Raw genomic sequence first — 15784 nt, 5'->3', positions numbered from 1 at the left:
TATATAAACATAGAGGAGATAAAATGCCTGATTTTCATAAGTTAGATTCTTCAATACCAGTAGCACCACTTGCTCTGATGGTAATGGATTCAGCAAGCGGACTGGGACAACTCGTCAATTCACATCTCGTTTCTTTCAGACACGGAATGCACAACACACCCGGTAACGATCCCGCTTTTCAGGGATATGTCAAAAATGATTACAGGGTAAAATATTCCAATCCCAGATTCGGAAGCGGCGAAAGCAAAGCCCAGATCCAGGAATCAGTTCGTGGTAAGGATGTTTTCATCATTACCGACGTAATGAATCACAGTATGACCTATAAAATGTTCGGTCATGATAATTATTACTCTCCGGACGATCACTATCAGGATCTTAAGAGAGTCATCGCTGCCATGACAGGTAAAGCGAAGCGTATCAATGTAATTATGCCTTTCCTTTATGAAGGAAGACAGCACAATAAGAACAATCGTGAGTCCCTTGATGCTGCAGTAATGTTTTCAGAGCTGTATAAAATGGGCATAAGCAACTTCATAACCTTTGATGCTCATGATCCCAGAATTTCAAATGCTGCTCCTATATCAGGATTTGATAATTTCATGGCTTCACCGCAGTTTATGAAGGCTCTTATATCAGAGATCGATGATCTCACCGTAGATAAAGAGCATCTCACTGTTATAAGCCCGGATGAAGGAGCCCTTGACAGAGCGGTATATTTTGCAAATGTTCTTAATGTTGATACAGGTATGTTCTACAAGAGACGTGACTACAGTAAGGTTGTAAACGGTTCAAACCCTATAGTTGCCCACGAATACCTTGGTTCATCAATTGATGGTAAGGATGTAATTATCATTGACGATATGATCTCATCAGGATCAAGTATGATTGATACTTCCCGTCAGCTTAAGAAGAAAGGCGCCAATCGTGTATTTATCTGCACTACTTTTGGTCTTTTCACAAACGGCATAGAAGTATTTGATGAAGGATATAAGAAGGGTGATTTTGATGCACTTATAACCACCAATCTTATTTATCAGAATCCTGAATTTACTGACAGAGAATACTACCATGTAGCTGATATGAGTAAATTCCTTGCAACAATCATTGATTTCATGAATCATGATGATTCACTGAGTAATGTAATCACACCTACCGAAAAGCTCCACAGCATTTTGGAAAAATACAATTCGCGCTCAGCAAAAACTGAGGACCTGTTTGACTAACAGGTCCTCTTTTTTCTTACCCTATTCAAGTGTTTCTGAAGCAGGATTTCCATTACTGAATTTCGCGGTTTCAAATGATATGTTCACCTTAAACAAATCTCCGTCAAGGATTATCTCAAACTCTCCTCCCATTGCAGTTGTAAGACTCTTTGCAATAGAAAGACCAAGTCCCGAACCTTCTGTACTTCTTGAAATATCTCCTCTTATAAATCTCTCTGTAAGCTCGTCAGCATTTATATTAAGCTCATTTCTGGAAATATTTTTTACGGAAAATACTGCTCTATGAACGCCATCCTCTTCCTTAACCACCAGATCCATGTAGACTCTGGTATTGGAAAGTGCGTATTTACACACATTATTTAACAGATTTTCAATAACTCTGTACAGCTGCCTTGCATCTGCTCTGATGAAGACATCATATTTCTCACATTTCAAAATCGGCACAAGATCAAAGCTGTCAAACTTCTCAAAGAACTCTCCCAATACCTGATTAACGAATTCTGCAAAATTAAACTCTTCCATATTCAGGGTTATATTTCCAGAAGAAATTTTGGATGCTTCAACAAGATCATCGGTAAGCTGTCTTAATCTCTGCGATTTATTATCAAGAACCCTGATATACTCAACAACCTTCGGATCATCTATATTTTCTCTTTTTAAAAGATCCACATAATTTATTATCGAGGTCAGAGGTGTCTTAATATCATGCGAAACGTTGGTTATAAGATCCGCCTTGAGCTTTTCATCTCTCATGCTTCGGTTAACTGCATCCTCGACTGAAACGGAAATCTTATTGAGTTCCTCGCCGATATACACATTTGCTCCATGCAGCTTATTCACATCAACCTTAACATCCAGTTCGCCCTGCCCTATTCTCCTTAGAGCATCAAGTATCATGAACTTGTCCTTATTAAGATTTATAATATAAATCGCTACCGCAATATCAATTATAAGTGCAATTATAATGCCGAGAAGCTTTAAATTAAGCACCAGATAAAACTGCAGTGCAATTGATATTACATAAGGCACAATAGTCCTTGTGAAAAGATTCTGCTTAAGCGTCATCCTCGCAAAGATTCGTCTGGACAGTTCCACCAGAAGTCTGAATAAAGATGACCTGTATAAATAGTTTGATTTAGATCTTCTTATTATGCTGTAAAATGCATATGAAAGAGCATTGTCCGCCAGGAAAGTAAGTCCACAGGCAAGGCCTGCCATATAAAATGTACTGCTGTAAACAGAAGCATAATTATTTATGGCAAACTGAAAGAATCCAAACAGAATTCCGATTATTACCGCAGAGAATACCACAACAATTTCTATCGGAATCACATCGATTTTCTCTATTCCGCCGACTGTGCCATCTGAATATTCAATACGTCCTTCATAATAGCAAAGGTGCAAAATAGTAATTACATACACAACGATAAAGAATCCAATAATCATATGGAGCTGCCTGTAATATGGCATATATCTGTTGAATGCTTCTTTACCGATTTTAAAATCGTCATTATTGGAAATCTTATTGGCATCAACTGCAAAATAAAACTTCATCTGATCCGGATATGCATACTGATAATTGCCCAAAAACTGTCTGAGGTCATCCTCGTTTATCTTTGTATTTGTTGAATACTCAATGTCATAAGGACAGTAATAAATATATCTTCCGTATGATTTAAATACGTCCTTAAGATTCAGCCCGTTTGTGCTTTTCTTAAGAGATTCAACATTGGTATACACTTCCGTTCTGCCGTTAATGGTTCTGGTAATATAATATCTGAAATTTGATTTATAGAATGAATACTTATTCTTAAGCTCAGTGTAACGGTCGTGGCAGGCTGCCATCGTTGAAGCAGCTTCCGTGATATTGGCGCAGAGCTCATTATACTCATCCCAGTTTGAAACCAGATTCTCAATATTTTCATGGAATACTGTCTGATATCTCGGAATAAGAATTGTATGAGAACCGGAACCGTCTGCATCCGCTTCCTTCACATTTGTTCTCACTGCATTATTATCAAGCTGAGAATTCAGGAAACTGTTCATACCACCTTCAGCATTATTCTTTTTTAACTGGGTGTAGACAGTTGTAGGCGAAAGAAAATCCTTGCTCTCTTTTGTCGTAAAATTCATATCCTCATACTCAAATCCATTCTGAGACCACTTTATCAGATTTGATACCGGATAAACTGCGGTAATATATTCACTTTGAAGAATGGTATTTCTGTTAATAAAAGCTGTTACATCAATGCTTTTATCTCCATCATATTCACCATCTATCTCAAACAGGGTCTGGTATGCTGAGAGCTCCACAACACTTTTCAGATTGTTCACAAGAATCTTATTAAAAAGTGAAGAATCAATATAATTAAGGGCACTATCCTCATTTTGAAGATTGTAAACGATACCGTTTGTACCTACAAATGAGGACCCCTTATAAATATAAAAGATTACTGCAACTACTATAGCGATGCATATGTGCTGGAATATTCTGAGTATGTACCTGCTGATCCAGGACATTGTCCTGTGCCTGAAAATTTTATCAAACATTATCAATCCTCGGTATCTATCTTATATCCTACGCCCCAAACAACCTTCAAATACTTGGGATTCTTTGGATCAATCTCAATTTTTTCCCTAATATGTCTGATATGAACGGCAACTGTATTATCTACTGAAACCGCATTCTCATTCCAGATATTCTCGTATATCTGATTGATTGAGAATACTTTTCCTTTATTCTTCAAAAGGAACATCAGAATATTGTATTCAATCTTGGTAAGCTTGACTTCCTCCCCATCTACCGTTACAGATTTAGAGTTATCATTAAGTACAAGTCCCCCTGCCTTAAAGATGTAGTCATCATCCAAATCTTTGTTATCAACATTGCCAAGCTGTGTGTATCTTCTTAAATTGGATTTAACTCTTGCTACAAGCTCAAGAGGATTGAAAGGCTTGGTAACGTAGTCATCAGCACCGATATTTAAACCGAGTATTTTGTCTGCATCCTCTGATTTAGCGGACAATATTATTATCGGAATAGAGCTCTGCTCCCTAATTTTCATGGTACACTGAATTCCATCCATAACAGGCATCATTATATCTATGATAGCCGCATGTATATCATTATTCTGTACTATATCGAGGGCCTCAAGACCATTGTAAGCTGTATAAACATTAATTCCTTCCTGCTTAAGGTATATCTCGATAGCTTCAACTATCTCTTTGTCATCATCACAAACAAGTACGTTCTGCAAATTACTAAAACCTCCTATATGATAAAAATCACCATGTTTTACATGGGATATATAAAAAAGCATTTTTATGCCATCTTATATGAATAGCGGATGTTTCGTCAACCTCTATGGCTACAACATCATATCTGACAGGACTATCAAGGCCAATTCCAAATCGTTTCATATAAAAGTCCGAAACACGGCAGATAACTTTCTGCTTACTAAATCCCACAGCTTCCTCAGCTGCTCCATATCTATCTCCTGATCTGTATTTTACTTCTACAAATGCAAGATATTTACCATCCTTTGCAATTATATCAATTTCGCCCTTATTATTCCTGAAATTCCTATTAAGAATCCGGGCACCATTTTCAACAAGATATTCACAGGCCAGATTCTCATAATAGGCCCCTGTTTCTCTTTTATTCATTTTGCTGTCTCTTTTGCTCTGATTTTATCCATGGCATCCACAAAGACAAGGATCTCCGCTACAACCTCATAGAGTTCAGGCGGTATCATCTCACCTATTTCAAGCTTGGATAGCGTATCCGCAAGCTTACTGTCTTCATGAACCGGTATATCCTGCTCCTTTGCAGCATCTATGATCTTTTCAGCTACAATTCCTTTTCCGCTGGCAATAACGCGAGGAGCGCCGTCTTCGTTAGGATCGTAAGCAAGGGCTATCGCCTGCTTTGGCTTGCCATCTTTAGTTTTCCCTGTTCCCTTCAGATTGTTTTCAGCCATAGTAAGTCTCCTCAAAGAATTACATTTTTCCCATTGGGATATCACGCTCGTGCATCAAAAGAAGTCATTGACAAAAAAGCTGTCTTTTTAGATTCAAGTATACTGCTAACCGGAGGATCCTCACTGTCGGAATCCATATCGGTATGAAGCATCATTCTGGCTTCCATAGTATAGCCTCGTTTGTTCAGCCGGTCATTTAGTTCTCCGATATGTTCATGTATCAGATCGATTATTTCTTCATCAGCAACATAAAAATTGGTTTTTACATTGGTGTCCTTCATCTTAACATAAACATCGATGGGGCCCAGGTTATCCATATCAAGATGCAGGATCGCGCTGACTTCATCTCCGGGCTCAAATTTCTTTTTGCCATTAGAGTATACATATAAATCTCCATGCGCGTCCTGATCTGCCATCTTAAGCGGCAGCTGAACATAATGGAACATCTGATTGAGCTGATTCATAAAATCTATATTATTCTGAAGATTGGCGGCACTCTGAGCAACCTTATTATCTGCTCCAAGAGCAGCTGAGAGCTGACTGGTAAGTTGCTTAGCCTGAGAATTCAGCCTTGAATACAGATTTTCAATATTCTCCTTAAGCCTCACCTCATCAGGCTTTATCATCCATTCATCCTGCATGATATTTTTCATAAGCTTATTATACTCATTATTGCTAAAAAGCCTGGAAAATGCCTGATCAGCCGCCTCCGAAGTATGCGCCGATTTAGAATACGCTTCTGAAAGTTCTTTTAAAAGTGCCATCTGATCTATCTTTTCAGGATTCCCTGTTCTGGCCTGTTCAATAAGCTTTTGAATCTCTTCCCCGGTGGCACCGGTACTTGTGTTAAGCTCCCTTATGATATTCGCCAGATTATTACTGAATGTAATCTTTGGCAGGCTCTGCCCCTGATTGTCATATATACTCTGCTCAGAACCTTTTATCCCCGAAGAATCTGCAGCACTCCTCTGATCATTATCCGCACTTGAAGCGTTCCCCGTAACATCTTCTTTGGAAGCTGCTTCTCCAGCCTTTTCCTGCCCTGCAATATCGGAACCTTTCCCTGCAGCTTCCATTAAAACCTGCTCCTTATCTGCAGTTGCTGTTCCGGATGTATTCTGAGAATCCGCCCTGGCTTCTGTCAGCAATTCGCCCTCAGCTTCACCCTCTGCAAGTGTAGATAAGATTTCTGTCTTTCCACCTTCCGTATTATTAACAACGCCTTCGGCACCGGGACCAACTGCGACATCTTTAATAGCTCCGCCCTCAGCCAGTGCTGCTTCACTATCAGTTTTCCCACTTAGAAGGCCAGTCTCAACCATCTCACCTTGAGGCTGTGCACCATTTATTTCATTTTGAACAGCTGTTTTCTCCATATGCTCTGCACCTTTTGCAAGCATATCAAGAATTCCACCATAGAGATCATTGGCGGCCTTACCTTCCCCACTTTGAACCAGCTGATTATAAGCCCCGGGCAAATCATCCATAATGGATTTCATTGTCTCCACAACCTGATGCTCATAATTCTTGTAGCTCTCAAACTGACTGATATTTTCATCTGTAATTGGTATGTTAAGAGCTTTCATCTGAACAATTGATGAGACATCAGCCTCAGGATGGGAGCCTATGAGCTGATGCATGGAATTAAGGGAATCCCTGTCAATTCCCATTCCATTTTCCATCATAGACTTTACCATATTGACTGTATCCTGATTCACCTCTATGCCGGCAGCATTAAGTGCCTTTAAGGTTGTCGGATCAACAGATGTATTTTCATAAAGTGGAGTAAGTGTTATCTGATTAGAAACACCGCGCACCTCAAAGGAAATTGTCTGTCCTTCCTTGAGATACATGCCATCTTGAAGTTTTGCAGATATAACTGTGTCATCTCCCAGCCTTATCTGGGCATTTTTGACACCGCCCTCGTCAGTCATGGAAATGATTTTGCCAGATAAACGCTCTCCTGTTTCCAAAGAGCGCAGAGATTCCTGCGATTTTGCAGCATTCTGATTAATAACTCGCCCTTCAACCTGAACAACAGGCGTCTTCTGGGTCACATTCTGAATGATACTCATGCAGGCTCTCTTTCTTCAAAAATAAGTAAATCCGAACAAATCACATAAAATTTTTGATAAATGATCTTCTGTGTATCTCACATGGACCGTTTTTCTTAAGCGCTTCGATGTGATCAGCACTTCCATAACCTTTATTATGAGCAAAACCATATCCCGGATATTTATCATCCAGTTCAGCCATAAGACGATCCCTGGTGACCTTGGCTATAATGCTTGCTGCTGCAATTGATACACTTTTGGCATCTCCCTTGATAATGGACTCCTGGGTGTATTCCTCAAGCTGTGGGATATGAACAGCATCTATCAGAAGTACGTCCGGCTTAACAGCAAGATTTGCCACAGCCTTTGCCATAGCCTCATAAGTCGCCTGGAGTATATTGATCTCATCGATTCTCTCATGAGTACTGTATCCAATACCGACAGAAATGGCCTTTTCGTAGATCTCCTGATAAAGTGCCTCTCTCTTTTTTTCGGATAATTTCTTCGAATCATTAATATAAAGAATCTCTGCATCTGCAGGCAGGATAACTGCTGCAGCATAAACCGGCCCTGCAAGAGGTCCTCTTCCAACCTCATCTATACCGCATATATATTTCTTATCCGAATGTAATCTCTCGTAATAACGCATATCGAAGAGCCGCTTTTTCTCAGCTTCAATAGCCGCTATATGTTTCCTTGCTGACTCAACGAGTTTAATGACTCCTGCCCTCTCATCAGATTCATATTTCTCACAAAATAGTTTATATGCTTCTATGTCATCTGCAAGTGAAAGTGCAGCTTTAATATCCCCTATTTTCTCAGTCATTTTTTATATTTTCCTTATTCTTATCTATGATTCCAAAGGATGAGAAAGGATATATTCTAAGCCATGTTCTGCCAATAATATCGGAGCCCTTAATATTACCTACACTGGGTTCTCTTGAATCCATACTGTAATTTCTGTTATCTCCCATTACAAAATACTCGTCTTCTCCAAGAACAACAGGTTCAACAGCCCTTCCGGGGTTCTGTATTACCTCTGCTCCATAATGTTCCTCTAAAATCTCACCATTAATATAAATATTACCGTCATAATCAATCTGGACAGTTTCACCGGGAAGTCCTATAACACGCTTGATGAAATATTCACTGGGATCCTGCGGATACGGAAAAATTACTATATCAAAGCGCTTGGGATCTGAAAACCTGTAGGTAATCTTATCTGCCATAAGTGCATCTCCATCATGAAGTGTATACATCATGGATTCGCCGTCAACATCTGTTCTTTGTGCCACAAACTTCATAAAAAGCAATGTTATAGCACAGACAATAATTACTGTAAGTATTGTACTTCCTGCACTTTTTATAAATTCCTGCGTTTTATTCATAGTATTGGCCTCTCTAATGATATTTTTCCAAGTCTACCGTTTCTAAAATCATCTAAAAGCTGAGCACACGCTCTGTCCACATCTGCCTTTCCACCCTGCTTTATCAGCTTTCTGTTATCTGCTATAGCAGTAAGTATAGATGATTCAGGTGTTTCATACGGATCAGTTTCAAATAAAAGCTTCTGTTCCTCAGTAACACCATATTTATCGGCTAACGTTCCCGGATACCATTTCTCCAGAATTCTGATCAGATTTACTGCCAGTTCACCTTTGTCGAGGTTCTCATCATTCATGGAACCTATAAGCGCAAGATGAAGACCTACTGTCTCATCCTCGAACTTAGGCCACAAAACACCGGGAGTATCAAGCAGCTGAAGGTTCTTGCCGAGCATGATCCACTGTTTACCCTTTGTAACACCGGGCTTATTCCCGGTCTTTGCAGCTGCTTTACCGGAAATCTTATTTATAAATGTGGACTTGCCAACATTAGGAATACCGGCGACCATAGCTCTTATAGGTCTGTTTACGATTCCACGCTTCTTATCCCTTTCAATTTTCTCACGGCAGCTCTCTGTCACATTATCCAGAACCTGCCTCACCTGAGAACCCGTCTTGGAATTCATCTCCATGACTCTGGCACCGGATTGTGAGAAATACTCAATCCATTCCTTACTGATCTCCGGATCTGCCAGATCTGACTTATTAAGTATGACCAATCTTGATTTATTCTGTCCCAGTTTATCAATATCAGGATTCCTTCCCGACATCGGTATTCTGGCATCGGTCAATTCTATGATCAGGTCAACCAGTTTGATATTCTCCTGCATCATACGCATGGCCTTGGTCATATGTCCCGGATACCACTGATAATTATTCATATATTTTCCTTTAATCATTGTCATATGGGTAATTCTTAACAGCCTCCCCATATGAGTCATTATTACTTTATCAGACCGTTATTCCCTTCCTTAGCTCCGTAAGAGAACCAGGCCTTACCTGCTATTGTAGCGATCTTCACAACGCCAATGTTGGCACTTCTGGAATCCTCACTACTGTTTCTATTGTCGCCAAGAACAAAGAATTCTCCATTCCCAAGTTTAATTTCGTTCTCAGCTATTCCTGCTTCTTCCATTTTATCATATTCATCATCTTCAGTGACGACTGTTTCGCCATTTATTACCAAATTTCCGTCAACAATTTTAACAGTCTCACCCGGAACGGCAACAACACGCTTCACATAGTAATGAGATTTCTCATTACCGTTTGGAAGAAAGACAATTACATCATCCCTTTTAGGTGATGCGATCTTATATATTATGCGATTCACAAGAACACTCTGCCCGTTAAACAATGAGTTTTCCATGGAATCACCTATAACTCTCACCCTTTTTCCGAATGAGATTACAAGAACAAACGCAACAAAAACTGCGATTACGGTATAAAATACCCAGGAGGCAATTTCTTTTAAAAGCTCCGGAGTAACCGTCTTCTTCTTTTCACGGAACATTGACTGATATCTTTTTTTTCGATACATAATACCCTCTGCTTAAAAGATTAAAGTGTTCTGTCTGGCAAACTTAACAAAACCAAAAGCCTCGCTAAGTGCTCTGCTCAAATGAAAAAAGGCAATTACTAAAAAGTAACTGCCCTTACCAAAGAAATTATTCTTAGCGAACCTTTTCCTTGACCTTCGCCTTCTTACCTGTGAGGCCCTTAAGGTAGTTAAGCTTAGCTCTTCTAACCTTACCCATTCTCACAACTTCAACCTTCTCTACAAGAGGAGAGTGAAGAGGCCATGTCTTCTCAACGCCTACGCCGTTTGAGATCTTACGAACTGTGAAAGTTGCGCGGTTAGAACCACCCTGGATCTTCTTTACAGTACCTTCGAAGATCTGTACTCTCTCACGGTTACCTTCCTTGATCTTGTTGTAGACACGAACTGTGTCACCTGTGTTGAACTCAGGAGCGTTCTGGTTAAGCTGCTCCTTCTCGATTTCTGCAATGATTGTATTCATTTGCTTTCTCCTATACTATATAAATGGACGTTCTTAAATACATTTATGTCTTGCGTACCAGAGGACCGTCATTTTCGCAACTACATGATAATAGCATATAAAGCAAGCTGCCGTCAAGGATTTTTACTTTATGTGCATATCAACGGGGCCAAAACTAAGAGGCAGGATCTCAGTAAGATTATAGACCTGATATTTATTAACCCCATCTGTCTGATCTGTGAGCAGTATAACTTTAAAATCATCATCACAAAACTCACGCATTACCTGTCTGCAGACACCGCACGGTGTACATAATTTAAGCTCTTTCTGATTTTCAAAGCCGCCCACAATTGCTATGGCAGAAAATTCTGTATCTCCCTCACTGATAGCCTTAAAAAAAGCAGTGCGCTCAGCACAGTTAGTAGGTGTATAGGATGCATTCTCAATATTACACCCTTTGTATACCTTGCCATCCTTAGTCATAAGGGCCGCACCTACTTTAAAATGACTGTAGGGAGTATAAGCCATCTTTCTGGCTTCAAGAGCCAGCTCTACCAATTCATCATATGTTTTCATATTGTTATCCCAAAGCAAAACTTATTTGCATTCTTTCTGCATTATTTAGCGTTTTTCTTATCATCAGCTATCAGCTTTCTTATAGCTGAGATTGCAACTCTTATTGCAGCATCTGTATCATGAACCTGAGGATTATCCAAGCCTTCCTTTGCTCTCTCCTGGTTGGCTACTGTCAGCATGATTGCACCGGTTCTGGCGCGCAGCCACTGTCCGACAATGAAAAGTGTGGAGGATTCCATCTCTGAACCAAGACAGCCGCATCTTTTCCATGCTTCCCACTTATTCTGAAGTTCATAAAATACCGGCTTGCTCTCCGGCTCGTGCTGACCGTAAAATGCATCCTTACACTGAACCACGCCTACATGGTGTCTTTCACCAAGCTCTAAAGCAGCTTCTTTAAGAGCCTGAGTAACTTCAAATGTAGCTACAGCAGGGTATTCAATAGGAGCATACTCCTTTGATGTACCCTCAGCTCTTATTGCACCATTAACGATAATCAGGTCTCCACCCACAACATCAAGCTGCATACCGCCACAAGTACCAACTCTGATAAAAGTATCCGCACCTATCTTATGAAGCTCTTCAACCGCGATGGACGTTGATGCTCCGCCTATTCCTGTTGAGACAACGCTTACCTTCTCACCGTCAAGATAACCTGTATACGTATTATATTCACGATTACTTGCCACATGCTTGGCATCATCAAAATATGCTGCTATCTTCTCACAGCGGCCGGGATCACCTGGCAAAATAACATATCTTCCAACATCGCCTTCCTTAAGATGAATATGATACTGATATCCGGCGCCTTCCGTATAATCTACCATCCTTTATCCCTCCTATAATATGATTTGGCACGTTTGATTCATAATCCTGCCATATTATCGAAACCTTTCCAAATCATGACTTTATCACGACAAATCCTAATATAAATTATAATTTAATATCTTACCTGGTAAGGCTACTTTATTATATTCCCTAATTTCAGTTTCAGTCAAAAAGCCCATCCATTACATGGATTGTCATGACCTTGTTTTCTACATCGATATTTTTTACGCATTCCTTAATTCCTGGAATCATAACAGTTTCAGAGCCTTCTGCCACGTCTTCATCGGTACGCTTCATCTCATATACATCATTTGCTCCTGTCTGTATGACCTGTTTAAGGATTCCAAGTTCTTTGCCGTCCTCATCAACTATTGTCATTCCTTCAAGATCGGCAAGATAATATTCACCTTCCTCAAGAGCAATAGCATCCTCTCTGCGTACTATAAGCTCCTTCTGTCTCAAGCGCTCTACTTCATTTATATCGTTAAATTCCTTGAATTTTACAATTACAAATTTCTTATTAAAGCGGACTTTTTCAATAGTGAGTTCCTTTTTCCCCTCTCGTCCGGTATCAAGAATTACCTTCTTAAGATCAAGGAACCTCTCCGGATCCTGCGTCGTGGGGAAAACATTAACCTCTCCTTTAAGACCGTGTGTCGATGCTATTACCCCTATCTGAAAATATTCTGTCATATTGTTCTATCCTCATTACATTCATTATACAACTGATAAATGTTTTATTTACATTACATCTATTATTATACAACTGATAGATGTTTTATTTACATTTCTTCATTAATTCTGTCCAGTATCTTGTTACGCTTCTTAAGTGCTTTAGGTGTGAACTGCTCCGGGTGCTCCTCAATATATTTATCATAGAGCTCCGGTCTGCGTTCCCTGGTCCTTTCCAGGGATTTTTGAAAACGCCACACATCTACATTAGCATGATTTCCCGACAAAAGTACAGATGGAACTCTTTTGTCCATCCAAACCTCCGGACGTGAATACTGCGGATACTCCAAAAGCCCGTCATCAAAGGATTCTGTCTGGGCTGATTCCTCATTATTAAGAACTCCCGGAACAAGCCTTGAGATGGCATCAATCATTACCATCGCCGGAAGCTCTCCGCCTGTAAGAACATAGTCACCTATGGAAACATAATCGGTAACTATTTCCTCCAGGACTCTCTCATCAATTCCTTCATAGTGTCCGCATAAAAATATTATATCATTATCCTTAGCAAAATCTCTTGCAGCTGCCTGACTAAAAACGCTGCCCTGAGGAGTCACATATACAACTCTCGGTTTTGCATCCGGCTCTCTTTCTCTTATCTCATTCAAAATAGCCTGATAACAGCTATAAATAGGCTGTGCCTGCATAAGCATACCTGCACCGCCTCCATATGTATAATCATCCACCTTATTATGCTTGTTATCAGCATAATCACGAATGTTTACCGCTTTGGCAAATATTGTTCCTTTATCCATGGCCCTTTTAAGAATACTGGTATTTAATACCTCCATGACCATCTCTGGGAAAAGTGTCATTATATAAAAATTCATTATTTACTCCGAAACAGACCTTTTTGTTCGCTCATCAAAAGGTCTGAAGATTTATACTCCTCTCGCGCGAGTGCGAACCCCGCGGAGCAATTTATGTCACATAGGAAATTCAATGGAATTTCTTCGTATGATAAAAATACCCGAAGCTGAAAGCTCAACTCCGGGTATAGATATTAATCGACAATTTCAACGTCAACCTTAAGATTTTCTCTGGTAGATGCTGCTTTAACAACTGAGCGAATGGCTTTTGCTATTCTGCCCTGTCTTCCGATTACCTTGCCCATATCTGAAGGTGCAACGTGCAGCTCAATGATGATGTTTCGTCCTTCTTTTTTTTCATTAACCACAACTTCATCCGGATTGTCAACCAGAGCCTTTGCAATTACTTCAACCAATTCTTTCATGAATTTTCCCCTAGTTAAATGCGAAGTTGATTACTTAATACCTGCCTGCTTGAAAATCTTGCTTACAACGTTTGTAGGCTGTGCTCCGTTTGAAAGCCATTTCTTAGCAAGTTCCTCGTTTACCTTGCATGTGCTGGGATCTGTATTAGGATCATAAGTTCCGATCTCCTCGATGAACTTTCCGTTTACAGGGAACTTAGAATCAGATACAACGATACGATAAAAAGGAACCTTCTTCTTACCAATTCTCTTAAGTCTAATTTTTACTGCCATTTTAAAAATCCTCCATTTAAATAAAAATAAAATGTTAATAGCTATGATAAACGAATTACTCCGCAATCATCATATATATGAAACCCGGTAAAAATCCGAATCTGCATATCAGTTACAAATATATTTAGAAGAACTTGCCAAAGCCGCCCTTACCAAGTCCACCAAGGGCTCCCAAGCCTCTTCTGCCCTTCTTTCCCATAAGTCCGGGCATCTGCTTCATCATCTTCTGCATCTGCTCAAACTGCTTTATGAAACGATTCACATCAGCAATATCGTTTCCTGAGCCCTTAGCAATTCTGTATTTTCTCTGAGGACTCATAAGCTTGGGATTTTTTCTCTCTTCAGGTGTCATAGAAAGCACAATGGCTTCTATTCTTGCAAGCTGTTTCTCGTCAGGAAGCTGATCATCACTGATCTTTCCCATTCCGGGAAGCATTCCCATTATGGCTCCAAGGCCACCCATGTTTCTCATCTGCTTCATGGATTCAAGGTACATCTCAAAATCGATCTTACCTTTTTTCATTTTAGAAGCCATCTCGCGCTCTTTTTCTTCATCGCGCTCACGATTAGCTTCCACAGCTTTATCTATAAGACTAAGGACATCACCCATTCCAAGGATTCTGCTGGCCATTCTGTCAGGATAAAACTGCTCCAGATCAGAGAGCTTCTCTCCCATACCAACATAAAGAATAGGCTTGCCTGTAACCTGTCTTGCGGAAAGTGCAGCACCGCCTCTGGTGTCACCATCCATCTTACTCAATACGATACCGTCAATGCCGATCCTGTCATTAAACTGAACTGCAACATCAACTGCCGCCTGACCTGTCATGGCATCAACAACAAGAAGTGACTGATGAACAGTAACTGCTTCCTTGATTGCCACAAGCTCCTGCATCATTTCTTCGTCAATCTGTAGACGGCCGGCTGTATCCAGAATGACTACGTTCTCATTATTCTTCTCAGCATAAGCAATTGCTGCCTTCGCAATCTCTATAGGGCTGACATCCGTTCCCATTGAAAAGAAATCAACTTCCTGCTTCTCAGCATTTATGCGAAGCTGATCTATTGCAGCAGGTCTGTATACATCGCATGCCACAAGCAACGGCTTTTTGCCCTTAAGCTTAACTTTACCTGCTATCTTAGCAGCTGTCGTGGTCTTACCGGTACCCTGAAGACCACACATCATGATTACTGTAATGCTCTTTCCCGGTTGAAACTGAATCTCTGTAATATCTGATCCCATAAGGCTTGTCAACTCTTCATCGACAATCTTCACAACCATCTGAGCGGGATTCAAACCATTTAATACATCTTCACCGACTGCTCTCTCCTGTACTTTGTTAACAAAGTACTTAACCACACGGAAGTTAACATCTGCCTCCAAAAGAGCCATTTTAACTTCCTTCATTGCAGTCTTAACATCTTCCTCTGAAAGGCGGCCCTTGCCGCGAAGATTCTTAAATACGTTCTGAAGTTTATCTGATAAACTCTCAAATGCCATA

At 40.1% G+C, this 15784-nt stretch carries 18 protein-coding genes; 1 reads left to right on the top strand and 17 read right to left on the bottom strand.

From position 1 onward, the window contains the following. Nucleotides 1-23: 23 nt before the first annotated feature. Nucleotides 24-1223 carry a ribose-phosphate pyrophosphokinase gene (locus T501_RS00155; RefSeq protein WP_026509989.1) on the top strand — a complete coding sequence of 400 codons (1200 nt, stop codon included), beginning with the start codon at nucleotides 24-26 and terminating at the stop codon, nucleotides 1221-1223. 21 nt (nucleotides 1224-1244) lie between these two features. Here the strand turns inward: T501_RS00155 and T501_RS19690 are convergent, their stop codons facing one another. The 17 genes from T501_RS19690 to ffh all read right to left on the bottom strand — a co-directional run bounded on the left by T501_RS19690 (nucleotide 1245) and on the right by ffh (nucleotide 15783). Next, nucleotides 1245-3773 carry a sensor histidine kinase gene (locus T501_RS19690; protein ID WP_049945716.1) on the bottom strand — a complete coding sequence of 843 codons (2529 nt, stop codon included), beginning with the start codon at nucleotides 3771-3773 and terminating at the stop codon, nucleotides 1245-1247. A gap of 2 nt (nucleotides 3774-3775) precedes the next feature. Next, nucleotides 3776-4480: a response regulator transcription factor gene (locus tag T501_RS00145; RefSeq protein ID WP_044912583.1), complete on the bottom strand. Its 705-nt coding sequence runs from the start codon at nucleotides 4478-4480 to the stop codon at nucleotides 3776-3778. A 28-nt stretch (nucleotides 4481-4508) separates the two neighbouring features. Next, the gene (locus T501_RS00140; protein ID WP_044912582.1) at nucleotides 4509-4889 is read right to left on the bottom strand and encodes a YraN family protein; all 381 of its coding nucleotides are present in this window, start codon (nucleotides 4887-4889) and stop codon (nucleotides 4509-4511) included. After that, a complete protein-coding gene (locus T501_RS00135; protein ID WP_026509992.1) occupies nucleotides 4886-5203 on the bottom strand; it encodes an EscU/YscU/HrcU family type III secretion system export apparatus switch protein in 318 nt (105 codons plus the stop codon). The genes T501_RS00140 and T501_RS00135 overlap by 4 nt, the downstream gene beginning before the upstream one ends. A gap of 41 nt (nucleotides 5204-5244) precedes the next feature. Beyond that, nucleotides 5245-7278, bottom strand: a complete 2034-nt coding sequence (locus T501_RS00130; protein WP_044912580.1) for a flagellar hook-length control protein FliK — start codon at nucleotides 7276-7278, stop codon at nucleotides 5245-5247. Between the two features lie 40 nt (nucleotides 7279-7318). Continuing rightward, nucleotides 7319-8083, bottom strand: coding sequence for a ribonuclease HII (locus T501_RS00125; protein ID WP_026509994.1), 765 nt, complete (start codon nucleotides 8081-8083; stop codon nucleotides 7319-7321). Further along, nucleotides 8076-8645 (bottom strand): signal peptidase I, encoded by a 570-nt coding sequence (lepB, locus tag T501_RS00120; protein ID WP_026509995.1) that lies wholly within the window; start codon nucleotides 8643-8645, stop codon nucleotides 8076-8078. The genes T501_RS00125 and lepB (T501_RS00120) overlap by 8 nt, the downstream gene beginning before the upstream one ends. Next, nucleotides 8642-9547 carry a ribosome biogenesis GTPase YlqF gene (gene ylqF, locus T501_RS00115; protein ID WP_442856327.1) on the bottom strand — a complete coding sequence of 302 codons (906 nt, stop codon included), beginning with the start codon at nucleotides 9545-9547 and terminating at the stop codon, nucleotides 8642-8644. The genes lepB (T501_RS00120) and ylqF overlap by 4 nt, the downstream gene beginning before the upstream one ends. Nucleotides 9548-9585: 38 nt before the next feature. Beyond that, entirely contained in the window at nucleotides 9586-10179 is a 594-nt protein-coding gene (gene lepB / locus T501_RS00110; protein WP_026509997.1) for a signal peptidase I, read from the bottom strand. Between the two features lie 133 nt (nucleotides 10180-10312). Beyond that, entirely contained in the window at nucleotides 10313-10660 is a 348-nt protein-coding gene (rplS, locus tag T501_RS00105; RefSeq protein ID WP_026509998.1) for a 50S ribosomal protein L19, read from the bottom strand. Between the two features lie 123 nt (nucleotides 10661-10783). After that, the gene (locus T501_RS00100) at nucleotides 10784-11215 is read right to left on the bottom strand and encodes a cytidine deaminase (RefSeq protein ID WP_026509999.1); all 432 of its coding nucleotides are present in this window, start codon (nucleotides 11213-11215) and stop codon (nucleotides 10784-10786) included. Nucleotides 11216-11256: 41 nt separating this feature from the next. Next, complete coding sequence (gene udp / locus T501_RS00095; RefSeq protein WP_044912579.1) at nucleotides 11257-12042, bottom strand: uridine phosphorylase; 786 nt, start codon at nucleotides 12040-12042, stop codon at nucleotides 11257-11259. A 163-nt stretch (nucleotides 12043-12205) separates the two neighbouring features. Next, the gene (gene rimM / locus T501_RS00090; RefSeq protein ID WP_026510001.1) at nucleotides 12206-12736 is read right to left on the bottom strand and encodes a ribosome maturation factor RimM; all 531 of its coding nucleotides are present in this window, start codon (nucleotides 12734-12736) and stop codon (nucleotides 12206-12208) included. Between the two features lie 89 nt (nucleotides 12737-12825). After that, complete coding sequence (gene trmD, locus T501_RS00085; protein ID WP_044912578.1) at nucleotides 12826-13605, bottom strand: tRNA (guanosine(37)-N1)-methyltransferase TrmD; 780 nt, start codon at nucleotides 13603-13605, stop codon at nucleotides 12826-12828. 173 nt (nucleotides 13606-13778) lie between these two features. Further along, a complete protein-coding gene (locus T501_RS00080; protein WP_026510003.1) occupies nucleotides 13779-14009 on the bottom strand; it encodes a KH domain-containing protein in 231 nt (76 codons plus the stop codon). Between the two features lie 30 nt (nucleotides 14010-14039). Next, nucleotides 14040-14282: a 30S ribosomal protein S16 gene (rpsP, locus tag T501_RS00075; protein ID WP_026510004.1), complete on the bottom strand. Its 243-nt coding sequence runs from the start codon at nucleotides 14280-14282 to the stop codon at nucleotides 14040-14042. A 124-nt stretch (nucleotides 14283-14406) separates the two neighbouring features. Next, a complete protein-coding gene (gene ffh, locus T501_RS00070) occupies nucleotides 14407-15783 on the bottom strand; it encodes a signal recognition particle protein (protein WP_044912577.1) in 1377 nt (458 codons plus the stop codon). Nucleotide 15784: the final 1 nt, after the last annotated feature.

The organism is Butyrivibrio sp. WCE2006 (assembly GCF_000701985.1).
Lineage (GTDB): Bacteria > Bacillota > Clostridia > Lachnospirales > Lachnospiraceae > Butyrivibrio.
This window is presented reverse-complemented; position numbering and strand designations above follow the sequence as displayed.

Bases quoted from the DNA above. Each gene is read 5' to 3' on its own strand.
- T501_RS00155 (WP_026509989.1), top strand. From the start codon at position 24: ATGCCTGATTTTCATAAGTTAGATTCTTCAATACCAGTAGCACCACTT.
- T501_RS19690 (WP_049945716.1), bottom strand. From the start codon at position 3,773: ATGTTTGATAAAATTTTCAGGCACAGGACAATGTCCTGGATCAGCAGG.
- T501_RS00140 (WP_044912582.1), bottom strand. From the start codon at position 4,889: ATGAATAAAAGAGAAACAGGGGCCTATTATGAGAATCTGGCCTGTGAA.
- T501_RS00135 (WP_026509992.1), bottom strand. From the start codon at position 5,203: ATGGCTGAAAACAATCTGAAGGGAACAGGGAAAACTAAAGATGGCAAG.
- T501_RS00130 (WP_044912580.1), bottom strand. From the start codon at position 7,278: ATGAGTATCATTCAGAATGTGACCCAGAAGACGCCTGTTGTTCAGGTT.
- T501_RS00125 (WP_026509994.1), bottom strand. From the start codon at position 8,083: ATGACTGAGAAAATAGGGGATATTAAAGCTGCACTTTCACTTGCAGAT.
- lepB (WP_026509995.1), bottom strand. From the start codon at position 8,645: ATGAATAAAACGCAGGAATTTATAAAAAGTGCAGGAAGTACAATACTT.
- ylqF (WP_442856327.1), bottom strand. From the start codon at position 9,547: ATGACAATGATTAAAGGAAAATATATGAATAATTATCAGTGGTATCCG.
- lepB (WP_026509997.1), bottom strand. From the start codon at position 10,179: ATGTATCGAAAAAAAAGATATCAGTCAATGTTCCGTGAAAAGAAGAAG.
- rplS (WP_026509998.1), bottom strand. From the start codon at position 10,660: ATGAATACAATCATTGCAGAAATCGAGAAGGAGCAGCTTAACCAGAAC.
- T501_RS00100 (WP_026509999.1), bottom strand. From the start codon at position 11,215: ATGAAAACATATGATGAATTGGTAGAGCTGGCTCTTGAAGCCAGAAAG.
- udp (WP_044912579.1), bottom strand. From the start codon at position 12,042: ATGGTAGATTATACGGAAGGCGCCGGATATCAGTATCATATTCATCTT.
- rimM (WP_026510001.1), bottom strand. From the start codon at position 12,736: ATGACAGAATATTTTCAGATAGGGGTAATAGCATCGACACACGGTCTT.
- trmD (WP_044912578.1), bottom strand. From the start codon at position 13,605: ATGAATTTTTATATAATGACACTTTTCCCAGAGATGGTCATGGAGGTA.
- T501_RS00080 (WP_026510003.1), bottom strand. From the start codon at position 14,009: ATGAAAGAATTGGTTGAAGTAATTGCAAAGGCTCTGGTTGACAATCCG.
- rpsP (WP_026510004.1), bottom strand. From the start codon at position 14,282: ATGGCAGTAAAAATTAGACTTAAGAGAATTGGTAAGAAGAAGGTTCCT.
- ffh (WP_044912577.1), bottom strand. From the start codon at position 15,783: ATGGCATTTGAGAGTTTATCAGATAAACTTCAGAACGTATTTAAGAAT.